The following is a 12357-nucleotide window of genomic DNA, read 5'->3' on the forward strand; positions in this document are numbered from 1 at the left end:
CATATCAGAGTATGGGAAAGTACAGAGCTGGCGTATTATTCGGCGAAGAGCTGGATGCGCTGTATAACGATGCCAAAAACAACGGATTTGCTATGCCTGCCGTGAATGTTGTGGGAACTAACTCCGTGAATGCGGTACTGGAAACAGCTGCTAAGGTAAATTCACCGGTGATTATACAGTTTTCTAACGGTGGTGCACAATTTTTTGCCGGTAAAGGTATGCCGAATGACAAGCTGCAGGCGAATATTTCAGGTGGTATCTCCGGTGCTAAACACGTACATGAAGTAGCTAAATATTATGGCGTACCTGTAGTATTGCACACTGACCACGCTGCCAAGAAATGGCTGCCATGGATCGATGGCTTGCTGGACGCGGGTGAAGCGCATTTCAAACAAACCGGTCAGCCACTGTACAGCTCTCATATGCTGGACCTGTCTGAAGAACCTATTGCTGAGAACATCGAAATTTCTCATAAATATTTCGAGAGAATGAACAAACTGGGTATGTCTATCGAAATTGAGCTGGGCGTAACTGGTGGTGAAGAAGATGGCGTTGATAATTCCGGTGTAGATAACGCTAAATTATATACGCAACCTGAAGAAGTAGCTTATGCGTACGAAATCTTATCTAAAGTAGGTCCCCGTTTCACGGTAGCTGCCGCTTTCGGTAACGTACATGGCGTATATTCTCCGGGTAACGTAGAGCTCCGCCCCGTGATCCTGCACAACAGCCAGGAATTTATCCAGGAGAAATTTAAAACCGCCGCTAAGCCAGTGTACTATGTATTCCATGGTGGTAGCGGATCTCCAAAACACCAGATCACCGAAGCCCTCGGTTATGGCGTCATTAAAATGAACATCGATACCGATATGCAATGGGCATTCTGGGAAGGTGTACATGATTTCTATGAAGCAAAGAAAGATTACCTGCAGGCACAGCTGGGTAACCCGGAAGGTGCTGACAAACCCAATAAAAAATACTACGATCCACGCGTATGGCTGCGCAAAGGTGAAGAAACCTTTGTAAAACGCCTCGAAGAAGCGTTCAGAGACCTGAACTGCATCAACAGAAACGCGTAAAAGAGCTTAAAGCAAAAAGGATAAGCAAAAAGCTATTGTAGCGGAGATGAAAGCGACAATATATGTTTTAATACAATATATTGTCATCTTCGCTACAATAGCTTTTTGCTTTTCGGCTTTTATGCTTTAAGCTTTTTCTAGCTATGTTTTTGGCTTTATACGATAATTCGTATCTTGCACCACTATTTTCTAATCTAATAGCAAAATATGTCAAGCTGGTTTAAGCGAATTAAACAAGGCATTTCCACCACCACCAGTGAAAAGAAGGAAGCACCGGATGGATTGTGGCATAAGTGTCCTAACTGTAAGAAAACCACCACTGTTAAGGATCTGAAGGAGCATTTCTATGTTTGTGATAAGTGTAATTATCATAACCGTATCAACTCTGCGGAGTATTTTGAGATCATTTTTGATAACAATCAGTTCGAGGAACTGTTTCCTAATATTTACCCAACGGACTTCCTGGGTTTCAAGGATTTGAAGCCTTATGGCGACAGGTTGAAGGATGCCCAAAAGAAATCCGGTCTGAAAGATGCGATGACAGTGGGGGCTGGTAAAGTATTGGGGAACGACCTGGTAGTAGCCTGTATGGACTTTAATTTCATTGGAGGCTCTATGGGTTCCGTGGTAGGTGAAAAGATAGCCCGCTCCATTGACCACTGTATTCTTCATAAAATGCCGCTGATGATTATTTCCAAGTCAGGCGGCGCCCGCATGATGGAAAGTGCATTTTCCCTGATGCAAATGGCTAAAACATCTGCTAAACTGACCCAGTTGGCGGATGCAAGGCTGCCTTATATATCCCTGATGACCGACCCTACCACAGGTGGTGTGACCGCCTCCTATGCTATGCTGGGCGACCTGAACATAGCTGAACCAGGCGCACTCATTGGTTTTGCCGGTCCAAGGATTATTAAGGAAACCATTAAAAAAGATTTACCTGCCGGCTTCCAGAGTGCAGAGTTTCTGCTGGAACATGGATTCCTGGATTTCATCATGGATAGAAAAGAATTGAAGACGAAGCTGGCCAGCCTGCTGACCATCTTCAAAAATTAAGCATTTGGCAGCCGGCCTCCTATCATAGGAAGCCGGCTGTTAAATCGCTAAAAAACGAATAATGGCAGAATTAAAGAATAGATCGGCATATTTTGAATACGCAATAGAAGATAAATTTATTGCCGGGATGGTGTTGCTGGGTACTGAAATTAAATCTATACGTGCCGGTAAGGTGAGTTTTAATGATTCGTTCTGCTACTTCTCCAAAGGAGAATTGTATGTAAAAAGCCTGCATATTGCAGAATACTCCCACGGTACTTCCTCCAATCACGACCCTTTGAGGGAACGCAAGCTGTTACTAACCAAGCGGGAACTGAGAAAGCTGGAAAATAAGATCAAAGAACGTGGCTATACTATTGTACCCCTGCGCATGTTTATCACCGACAAAAGTCTCGCTAAACTGGAGATAGGACTTGGTAAAGGTAAAAAAGTGCACGATAAACGGGATACCATCAAAGCCAGGGAAGCTGATAGAGAATTAAGACGACAATTCAAATAAAAATCAAGCTGGTAAACAAGTCCATTTAAAACTACCCCCTTGAAAAAATTATCCTGCAGGCAGTTATGCTGTATAGTTGCCCTCCTTGCCTATACCCTACTCCTCTCCTGCAAATCAGGTGAAAAGCTTTACAACAAAGGCCGTTACAATGAAGCAGTGCTCGCATTTGTAAAAAAATTGCAGCGCAAACCACAGGATGCCACTGCCACGCGGTTGCTTCCGGAGGCTTACCATCAGGCCTTACAATCGGGTGAAGACCGGGTAAACGAATGGCTACGCTCCAATAATCAACTCAAATGGGAAAGTGTCAGGAATGAGTATAGGGTGCTTCAAAACCTATATAATAGCATCCACAGCTCTCCCGCTGCTTTGAAATTGGTACAACCGAAGGATTACCGCGACGCCATTACGGGCGCCCAGGAAAACGCTGCCGAAATACGGTATGATCGCGGTACGGAGTTATTGAATCGTGGCGACAAAGCCAGCGCCCGTCAGGCGTATGAAGAATTTGGCGCCGCCCTCAAACTGATCCCCAACTACCGAGATACTAAACAGCGCATGGACGAAGCCTTCCAACTCGGCGTTGTAAACGTGGTGGTGAGCCAGATTGAAGTCCGTTCCCCCTACTACCAGTTCAGCGCCGACCAGTTCCGCGATTACCTCGTGAGGAACCTGCAGCAACGTAATATCAACCGCTTTGTACAGTTTTACGATGAACGGATAGCCCACAGCGAAAACCTTCGCCCGGATGAGTACATCGAACTGCGCTTTTTTGATTTTATAGTGGGACAAACCTTTGTTGACCGTATCCAGCGGGATGTATCAAAGGAAATTGTAACCGGCACCACAAAAGATACCAGCGGCAATACTATCAACTTATACCAAACTGTAAAGGCTACCTTGTACATTACTAAAAAGACGGTGGTATCGAAAGGACTGCTGGACTACCGCATTACCAATACCAACAACGGCCAGGTACTGCGTACTGACCGCATTCCAGGCAATTATACCTGGGTGAATCAATTTGGTACTTTCCGGGGGGATGAAAGAGCGCTGAGTGATGAAGACCGTAAGCTCATGGGTGGACGGGATGTACCGCCGCCGCCGCCGGCAGACCTGTTCATGGAATTTACCCGCCCGATTTATGACGTGCTGGCCAGGGACCTGCAAAGTTTTTATAACAGCCTTTAAAGGGAATTATATCTTTTGTTTCAGGATAGGAATTAACTGATGGGCAGGCACTACCCCGCTCTGGCGCCAGATCAACCGTCCAGCCTTGAATAGCAGTAAGGTTGGCACACTGCTAATCTGCCATTGCGCTGCCAGCTGCTGATTCTTATCGATGTCTATTTTTACGATTCGTAATTGATCGCCCATTTTGTCTTTAACCTCTTTCAAAATCGGCGGCACCATCTGACAGGGGCCGCACCAGGTCGCAAAACAATCAATTAACACAGGAGTGGTGGATTGCAGGATGGCTTGTAAATTTTCCATGGCACACAATTTAATTCCAATGCCAAATTACGTACTTTTTGAAGATCCTAAAATATAATATATATTAGATATACAATATCGCTTATTTCTCTATATGGACCTTGTTTCTTCTATCATCTACCTCGCCTGGTTTCTTTCTGAAATTCTTTTGCACAGGATCTTACGCGGCGGCGCCCAAACAGACAAAAAAAAGCAGGATAAAGGTAGCCTGGCGTATATATGGCTGGTGATCATCATATTTCTGAACCTCGCTGTTTTTCTCGCTTATAAAACGCGGTATATAATGGTGCCTGGTCCGCTTATGACGCGTATAGGCCTAACCGTTATACTGCTGGGTATGATACTCCGCTTCGCAGCTATCCAGCAATTGGGAAGATTATTCACCGTAGTGGTCACCATCCGAAAAGATCATGCCCTAAAAACAGATGGATTGTACAGCATATTACGGCATCCCGCCTACACCGGTTCCCTGCTCTCCTTCCTGGGATTTGGGTTGTCGCTCAATAACTGGCTGGCGCTGGCTGTAGCGTTTGTCCCGGTACTGGCCGCGTTCATTCACCGGATAAATGTGGAAGAGAAAATGCTGACTACGCAATTTGGAGAAACGTATATTAACTATATGAAACGCACCAAGCGCCTGGTGCCGTGGATCTACTAACAATAACTAATTTAATAAGAAAATCCCCCACGCTTTTGGCGTGAGGGATTTTTAGCATTAGTTATTAAGATTCGGATTATTCTGTACTTCCGTTATCGGTATGGCGAACAAATAAAAATTACTGTAGGGCGTGAAAGCCGTGCCATCTGGCTGTTTCAGCGTTTGATGCCCTTGTCCTGCTACTTCCACAAAAGACCCATCTCCCCTCGGCACCCGGATAATACTGTCTTGCCCATTGTACGACAAAAATGGCTTTCTGACCACGGTACCGCCTGTACGAATAATATCAGAGAGTGAAAATCCTTCTCCCCATAATTCTTTCCTTCTTTCTACCAGGATGGTATCCAATAGGTGACTGCCGTTACCGGTGTAGTGGGTGGCGCTACGGGCATCTCTCAATACGTTCAGTGCTGCTGCTGCCTTGCCGGTATTACCACTCTGTGCATAGGCTTCTGCTTCGATCAGGTACATTTCAGCGGAGCGCATCAGTACCAGGTCGCCAATCAAAGCACCCGGATCCCTGAAGCGGAATTTTTTATACCGCAGGAAGCCTTCCTGGTCGGGGAGCGTATCCCAGTCAAACAAACGGAAACGCACATCTGCGCTATCAAAGAAATTTTTGAAATAAGGATCGGCCATGAAACTCTGGTAGTAAGACGCCGGCGTAGACACATCCAGGAAATGGAAGTTATAGCTGGCATTACTCTGATTAGGCGTTTGTGCATGTCCCCAGATCCATTCGCCATTGCTGATATCGCTGAATCCCTTGTTATACTCGTCGCCCGACATCAGCGGATAACCGTTACGCGCCGCTACGGCACTGGTAATGGCTTCGTTCCACTGGCGGTTGTATAAGTAAGCGCGGGCCAGCAAACCATTCGCTACGCTGGCATCAATTTTCCATTTTTGGGTACCACTGCGCTGGTAATCTTTCAGCAGCGGCAACGCCTTTTGTAGATCATCTATCACCAGTTTATATACTTCCCCGACAGTGGCTTTAGGCTTCCCAACGGAAGTGGGGCCAGATGGAGCGGTGTAAATGGGCACTGCTTTTTCAGTACCGGTTCTATTAAATTGGTAAAAGGAAGCCAGGGTCAGGTAACAGTTGGCGCGCAGCGCATATGCCTGGCCTTTGAGTCGTTGTTTTTTGCTGTCATCTCCAGTGGCATTATCTACCCGCGCGATAATGTTATTGCAGTTGTCGATTACCTTATACAAGATAGTCCAGTAAGCGCTTACGCGGTTCTTGGTATTGTCGTTCATTTCCGTATAACCGTAGGCCGCACTAAATCCGTAAGACGAAATTACCGCTACATCGCTGCCCATAGCATCGCTGGTGAGATTGATGGATTTATAGCCGGGCACCGCGTAAGTAAAAAACTCCTCAAACATATAAGACCAGGTACCATTCAATACGGTTTCTACATTGTCGGCCGTACTGAATACCTGGTCGTCAGGTACCGCATTGGTAGGCTTGGTATCCAGGAAATCTTTTTTGCAGGCACTGAATGCCAATGCTGCGAATATGATCAGTAATAATTTCTTGTTCATAGCTTGAATGTTTAGAAGCTGAGGTTAATACCGGCAGACAGTGATTTAATAGCCGGATAGCGGTAATAAGTGGTTCCTCCGATGGATTGTTCCGGATCCAGCCCTTTATGCTTATAGAGGGTGAACAGGTTTTCTCCCTGCAGGTAAACCATTACGTTATGGAGGTGCGCCTTCTCCATCCATAAAACCGGAAGGTTATAGCTCAGGTTCACACTCTTTAACCGCGCATAGCTGGCATCATACAGGAAACGGCTGGAAACGGATGTCCAGTTGGTATTGATGGTTGTCAGCTTTGGAACATCAGTGTTCTTGTTATCCGGTGTCCAGTGGTTCAGCATTTCTGTAGAAAACGGCCGGCCGGGGCTGGTGCCGGTTCCTAACAGGAACAGGTAATCCTGGTCCAGTACCTTACCTCCAAGGCTATACGCCACCAGGAAGGAGAAAGAAAATCCTTTATAGTTAAAGGTATTGGTGATCCCCCCGTATACGTCCGGCAGTGAAGAACCGCTACCATACAGGCTGGCGGCACTATAGTTGTTGGTAGTACCTTTGGTACCATCGGCTTTGTCGACATACCATTGCGGTAAGCCGGTATTAGGATCTACGCCAGCCCATTGCCTGAGATAAAATTCATAGATAGACTTTCCTACTTCCAGTCTTTTAGTGCCACTGATAATAGTTTTTTGCGGCAGTTCTGTTACCTTATTCCGGTAGTGCGTCATATTCAGGTCTATGGCCCAACTGAAATCCTTTGTTTTAACGGGTATACCATGCAGGGTGAGTTCCGCGCCGGTATTTTTCAGGGCTCCGATATTTTGTGCAATGGAACCGTAACCCAGGGAAGGAGCCAGCGGCTTGGAATACAGCAGATCTTTCGAACTGCGCTGGAAGAATTCCACGGTACCGCTAAAACGATTATTAAACAGGGCGAAGTCTACCCCTGCGTTGAAGTTTAGGTTTGTTTCCCATTTCAGCAGCGGGTTATAGAGAAACCGGCGGTAAGTACCCCCTTCTCCCAGGTTGCTGTTTACTTCCAGCAAAGGATAGTAGTTGTAGTAAGAATCCGGGCCCAGGTTATCGTTACCTTGTCCTCCATAGCTGGCCCGTACCGTCAGCAAATCGATCCAGGAAACATCTTTCAGTGCTTTTTCTTCTGTCAGTTTCCAGGAAGCGCCTACTGACCAGAAGGTACCCCAGCGACGGTTGGGCGCAAAGCGGGAGGATCCATCGCGGCGCAGGGAACCCGACAGGAAGTATTTGCCGTCGTAATCGTATTCGGCACGGCCGAGGTAACTGGAAAGGGTATACGTATCTGTATATCCTTGTAAGTCCTTGATCAGGGAGGCATCCGACAACTCATCCAGCCCTGGCAGGGAGAAACCAGATTTCTGACCGTCCATAAATGTGGTCTGGTATTTATAAGCTTCTTGTCCGGCCAGTAAGCTCAAGTGGTGCTTTTCGTTGAACGTTTCTTCGTAGGTAAGGAGGTTATTGAAGGTCCAGCTGAAAGTACGATAAGTGGCCTTTTCCACGGTACCACCTACTTCTGCATCAAATCCCAGGGTGGGATTGGTGTAGTCGTGCGATTGACGGTTAGTATAGTCGGCGTTGTAGCTGGATTTAAATTTCAGTCCGCGCCAGATCGTCGCTTCTCCAAACACACGGGCAGATACGTCATCGCGGATCACATTGTGTTTATCTATCGCGGAAGTGGCTACCAGGTTGCTGTTTGGATTATCGGCGCTGGGGCGGTAGCTACCAAAATCAAATATCTTATTACCGTTGGCATCCAGGATGTATTGTCCTGTGGCTTTGTCGCGCTGGTAAATAGGATAAAAGTTCGACATCAGCCTGCCGTAGTTTACATAGTTATCGGAGCGGCTGTCTTCAGAAGGGGGTGCTTGTTGTTCTGAATGTGCGCCGCTGAGGTTCAATCCTACTTTCAGCCATTTTTTGGCATCCAGCTCTACGTTGCTGCGTACGTTATAGCGTTTAAATCCTGAGCCCAGGTAAATACCCTGGTCATCCAGGTAGCCTCCGGCGATGTAGTAGCGACTTTTGTCGGTAGCGCCGCTGATATTGAGGTCGGCTTCTGTACGGTGACCGGTACGTTGCATGGCATCATTCCAGCTGTCATCCCAGAGGGGTTTGGCGCCGTTCACCAGTTTGCCGTCGGTGCCTACCGGCTGTGGAAAGGCCGTGCCATAGGGATTAATACCCACTCTTCTTACCAGGTTGCTGCTGGCCTGAGCGGCTGCCGTAGCGGGAGATAAACCATTGGTCAATCCTGCGTTGCGCAACGCTTCCCAGTACATCTGAAAATATTGGTCAGTACTTACCTTTTCATAATCTTTTACTGCTCTGTTAGAATAGCCCTGGCTAACGCGAACGTCTATATTATTTCCGCCTTTCCTGCCTTTTTTGGTGGTAATGATAATCACCCCGTTGGCGCCACGGGAACCATATAATGCGCTGGAAGCGGCATCTTTCAGTACGCTGATAGATTCAATATCATACGGATTGATCGCGCTGAGACTACCTCCGTACGGTACACCATCTACTACGTATAAAGGATCGGCCGATGCGTTGATAGAGCCCACTCCGCGGATGCGGATGGTAGCTTCTGAGCCGGGTTGTCCGCTGGAAGCAGAACTTTGCACACCTGCAGCCAGGCCCTGTAAGGCTTTGGTAACGTTGGATACCTGGCGGTTGACCAGTTCATCGCTTTTGATGGTGGCTACTGAACCTGTGTAGGAGTTTTTTTTAGCCGTTCCGTAAGCTACCACCACCACTTCGTCAATGTCTTTCCCAGCGCTCTTGAGGGAAACATTCAATGGCGTTGTACTAATAGGTACTTCCTGCGGCTCCAGGCCCACAAAGCGGATCACCAGGGCAGTTGCAGTAGGGTCGCCGACCTGTAAAGTAAAGTTTCCATTAGGATCACTAACGGTTCCGTTAGTAGTTCCCTTTACTACCACGGTGGCCCCGGGTAGTGGCGTATTGTCTTTTGCAGAATAGATACGGCCTGTGACCGTACGTGACTGCGCAAATGTGGCCAACGGGCCAAACAGCAGCAATGAGAGCAGTAGTCGTTGTAACATAAACTAAGGGTTGAGAATAATAATAAACCAGGTTTTCGGCAATACAAGTACAGGCCTGTTGTGTAACAGACTTTTACAGTATGGCATTTCATTGTTGTAAATAGCCGTTACGGCTGGTGTGCCCAGGTACGGTTATGGATTGTTGTAACTCGCTGCCACAGCGGTTCGCACGGACAGTTGGTATTTTCAGTTTATTGGTTAATTAATGGCAACAACAATAGTCAATGACTAAAAATGGTTGGGTTATTTTCCGCATAAGCAATCATTTAAATTCCATCTTTATTACCCTATAACTTCTATAGACTAATGGGTCGCAAAGCTATGTGCTTTCATAAAGAAAAACAAAACATTTGTTAAAAAAGTGGATAAAACTTTTTTAAATATTGGTTTTACAGGTTTGACGCGGTATTGCGCTGATAAAAATGTGATGAACGGAAAATTTCTGTCATCAAAATGCAGAAGGGTTGTTTTTTACTTTTTCAATGTCTGGGTAATTGTGCGATAGCGGGCTAAGCACAGGTGCGTTCAAATTCTTCATCTACCAGCCAATGGCCACTGTCGGCGGCAGCTGTAGCCAGTTCATCGCAGCGGTTATTGAACGGGTTACTGGCATGACCCTTTACCCACTGCATTTTGACGCGATGTTTTTTATAGAGTGGAATGAAACGAAGCCACAAATCTTTATTTTTCTTCTCTTTAAAGTTTGTTTTCACCCAACCCCATAGCCATCCTTTCTCTATACTATCTACTACATATTTGCTATCGGTAAAAATGGTCACTGTTAATCCCTCCTTCCTGAGGGCTTCCAGCGCTACGATTACTGCCAGTAGCTCCATCCTGTTGTTGGTGGTTTTTCGGTACCCTTGTGACAACTCCTTGCGCAAGCTGCCCCATATCAATACTACTCCATATCCGCCGGGGCCAGGGTTGCCACGGGAGGCGCCATCCGTATATACTACCAGTTCAGCCATATTTATTTTTAAAGAAGTGCTAAGGTAGTATAAATGAGCTGAAAGCGGAAGGCATAAAGCAAAAAGCTATTATGGAGAATGATTATAGCGAATATTAAAAATCGCTTAAGTCCTCCTCCATAATAGCTTTTTGCTTTATGCCTTCCGCTTTCAGCTCACTTACTACACCTGGAATACGCCTACATTAAAGGCATGTTCCACAGGTGCGTTGTTGGCGGCTTTAATTCCTTCTGCGATGCGTGCACGGGTATCGGCCGGATCGATGATTTCATCTACCCATAACCTGGCGGCGGCATAATAAGGGGTTGTTTGTGCGGTATATTTATCGGTGATTTCTTTGAGCAGCCGTGCTTCTTCTTCAGGCGTAATCACTTCACCTTTGGCTTTCAGGGAAGCAACCTGTATCTGTAATAATGTCTTCGCAGCCTGCTCCCCTCCCATCACGGCAATCTTGGCTGATGGCCATGCATAGATAAAACGGGGATCATAAGCCTTTCCGCACATAGCATAGTTGCCTGCTCCGTAGGAGTTGCCAATGATGACCGTAATTTTGGGGACCACCGAATTGGCCACTGCATTCACCAGTTTAGCTCCATCTTTAATGATGCCGGCGTGTTCACTTCTGCTGCCTACCATAAACCCGGTAACATCCTGCAGGAATACCAGGGGGATTTTCTTTTGGTTACAGTTCATAATGAAGCGGGCGGCCTTATCGGCGCTGTCGTTGTAAATAACGCCCCCCATCTGCATTTCACCTTTGCGGCTTTTCACAATCTTACGTTGGTTGGCCACAATGCCTACTGCCCATCCATCGATGCGGGCGTATCCACACAAAATACTTTTACCATAATCCTGTTTATACTGGTCGAATGCAGAATCATCTACCAGGCGTTCTATTACTTCCAGCATATCATAGGGACGGGTGCTGTCGGCTGGTAATATACTGTCCAGTTCTTCGGTTGGTTTAGTGGGCGCTACTGCTGCGATACGATCAAACCCGGCTTGGGCAGGCTGCCCTATTTTACTGACAATTCGTTTCACCTGGTCCAGGCACTCTTCATCTGATTTAAATTTATAGTCGGCGATACCCGAAATTTCGGTATGGGTAACGGCGCCGCCTAATGTTTCGGCATCTACATCTTCTCCTATAGCGGCTTTTACCAGGTAAGGACCGGCCAGGAAAATGGAGCCATTGCCTTCTACCATCAGCACTTCATCGCTCATAATGGGCAGGTAGGCGCCTCCGGCCACGCAACTACCCATCACAGCTGCAATCTGGGTAATGCCCATGGCGCTCATCCGGGCATTGTTGCGGAAGATGCGGCCAAAATGTTCTTTATCGGGAAAAATTTCGTCCTGCATAGGCAGGAATACGCCGGCGCTGTCTACCAGGTAAATGACCGGGAGATGATTTTCCATCGCTATCTCCTGTAAACGCAGGTTCTTTTTACCGGTCATCGGAAACCAGGCGCCCGCCTTTACAGTCATGTCGTTTGCTACGATCATGCATTGCCGCCCGCTTACATACCCAATACCACCTACTGTACCGGCGGCAGGGCAACCTCCATATTCATTGTACATATCATAGGCGGCAAAGGCGCCTATTTCCATAAAAGTGGTGTCCTTGTCTACCAGGTAATCGATGCGCTCGCGCGCGGTAAGCTTACCCCGTTGCCGCACTTTTTCCAGGCTTTTTTTTCCTCCGCCCTGTTCAATCACTCCCAGGCGTTGTTTCATAGTACTGATCGCCATCCGCATGGCATCTTCATTTTTATTGGTTTCCAGTTGCTGCTGATCCATAACGATGGGTTTTATATTCTTTAAAAATAAGGGAAAGAATTCAGTAAATTACGAAGAGGGACCTGCCCGGCTCCCGCCGGACTTCGTTGGTATTTTGATGAATATTATGATTACCGCGATTCTGTTTCTTATTTGTATAGCTGTATGC

At 46.8% G+C, this 12357-nt stretch carries 10 protein-coding genes; 5 read left to right on the top strand and 5 right to left on the bottom strand.

Features of this window, described 5'->3' with window-relative positions; genetic code table 11:
• Nucleotides 1–11: 11 nt before the first annotated feature.
• The 4 genes from fbaA (at nucleotide 12) to HGH90_RS28430 (ending at nucleotide 3825) form a co-directional block, all read left to right on the top strand.
• A complete protein-coding gene (fbaA, locus tag HGH90_RS28415) occupies nucleotides 12–1079 on the top strand; it encodes a class II fructose-bisphosphate aldolase (RefSeq protein WP_168765331.1) in 1068 nt (355 codons plus the stop codon).
• Between the two features lie 207 nt (nucleotides 1080–1286).
• Nucleotides 1287–2135 carry an acetyl-CoA carboxylase, carboxyltransferase subunit beta gene (gene accD, locus HGH90_RS28420; RefSeq protein ID WP_169192469.1) on the top strand — a complete coding sequence of 283 codons (849 nt, stop codon included), beginning with the start codon at nucleotides 1287–1289 and terminating at the stop codon, nucleotides 2133–2135.
• 61 nt (nucleotides 2136–2196) lie between these two features.
• Nucleotides 2197–2634 (top strand): SsrA-binding protein SmpB, encoded by a 438-nt coding sequence (smpB, locus tag HGH90_RS28425; protein WP_168765333.1) that lies wholly within the window; start codon nucleotides 2197–2199, stop codon nucleotides 2632–2634.
• Between the two features lie 39 nt (nucleotides 2635–2673).
• Nucleotides 2674–3825: a hypothetical protein gene (locus tag HGH90_RS28430; protein WP_169192470.1), complete on the top strand. Its 1152-nt coding sequence runs from the start codon at nucleotides 2674–2676 to the stop codon at nucleotides 3823–3825.
• A 6-nt stretch (nucleotides 3826–3831) separates the two neighbouring features.
• Here HGH90_RS28430 and trxA read toward each other — a convergent pair whose 3' ends face one another.
• Complete coding sequence (gene trxA, locus HGH90_RS28435) at nucleotides 3832–4128, bottom strand: thioredoxin (RefSeq protein WP_168765335.1); 297 nt, start codon at nucleotides 4126–4128, stop codon at nucleotides 3832–3834.
• Between the two features lie 94 nt (nucleotides 4129–4222).
• Between trxA and HGH90_RS28440 the strand changes: the two genes are divergently transcribed.
• Nucleotides 4223–4786, top strand: a complete 564-nt coding sequence (locus HGH90_RS28440) for a methyltransferase family protein (protein ID WP_168765336.1) — start codon at nucleotides 4223–4225, stop codon at nucleotides 4784–4786.
• Nucleotides 4787–4843: 57 nt separating this feature from the next.
• Here the strand turns inward: HGH90_RS28440 and HGH90_RS28445 are convergent, their stop codons facing one another.
• The 4 genes from HGH90_RS28445 to HGH90_RS28460 form a co-directional block, all read right to left on the bottom strand.
• Nucleotides 4844–6337: a RagB/SusD family nutrient uptake outer membrane protein gene (locus tag HGH90_RS28445; RefSeq protein ID WP_169192471.1), complete on the bottom strand. Its 1494-nt coding sequence runs from the start codon at nucleotides 6335–6337 to the stop codon at nucleotides 4844–4846.
• An 11-nt stretch (nucleotides 6338–6348) separates the two neighbouring features.
• Nucleotides 6349–9438, bottom strand: a complete 3090-nt coding sequence (locus HGH90_RS28450; RefSeq protein WP_169192472.1) for a SusC/RagA family TonB-linked outer membrane protein — start codon at nucleotides 9436–9438, stop codon at nucleotides 6349–6351.
• Nucleotides 9439–9947: 509 nt separating this feature from the next.
• Nucleotides 9948–10409, bottom strand: a complete 462-nt coding sequence (gene rnhA / locus HGH90_RS28455; RefSeq protein ID WP_211093028.1) for a ribonuclease HI — start codon at nucleotides 10407–10409, stop codon at nucleotides 9948–9950.
• 162 nt (nucleotides 10410–10571) lie between these two features.
• Nucleotides 10572–12209 (bottom strand): acyl-CoA carboxylase subunit beta, encoded by a 1638-nt coding sequence (locus HGH90_RS28460; protein WP_168765339.1) that lies wholly within the window; start codon nucleotides 12207–12209, stop codon nucleotides 10572–10574.
• Between the last annotated feature and the right edge of the window lie 148 nt (nucleotides 12210–12357).

The sequence above is a fragment of the Chitinophaga sp. Ak27 genome (genome assembly GCF_012726295.1).
Lineage (GTDB): Bacteria > Bacteroidota > Bacteroidia > Chitinophagales > Chitinophagaceae > Chitinophaga.

Excerpts from the sequence above, each read along its gene's own strand:
- fbaA (WP_168765331.1), top strand. The coding sequence starts at position 12 with ATGGGAAAGTACAGAGCTGGCGTATTATTCGGCGAAGAGCTGGATGCG.
- accD (WP_169192469.1), top strand. The coding sequence starts at position 1,287 with ATGTCAAGCTGGTTTAAGCGAATTAAACAAGGCATTTCCACCACCACC.
- smpB (WP_168765333.1), top strand. The coding sequence starts at position 2,197 with ATGGCAGAATTAAAGAATAGATCGGCATATTTTGAATACGCAATAGAA.
- trxA (WP_168765335.1), bottom strand. The coding sequence starts at position 4,128 with ATGGAAAATTTACAAGCCATCCTGCAATCCACCACTCCTGTGTTAATT.
- HGH90_RS28440 (WP_168765336.1), top strand. The coding sequence starts at position 4,223 with ATGGACCTTGTTTCTTCTATCATCTACCTCGCCTGGTTTCTTTCTGAA.
- HGH90_RS28445 (WP_169192471.1), bottom strand. The coding sequence starts at position 6,337 with ATGAACAAGAAATTATTACTGATCATATTCGCAGCATTGGCATTCAGT.
- HGH90_RS28450 (WP_169192472.1), bottom strand. The coding sequence starts at position 9,438 with ATGTTACAACGACTACTGCTCTCATTGCTGCTGTTTGGCCCGTTGGCC.
- rnhA (WP_211093028.1), bottom strand. The coding sequence starts at position 10,409 with ATGGCTGAACTGGTAGTATATACGGATGGCGCCTCCCGTGGCAACCCT.
- HGH90_RS28460 (WP_168765339.1), bottom strand. The coding sequence starts at position 12,209 with ATGGATCAGCAGCAACTGGAAACCAATAAAAATGAAGATGCCATGCGG.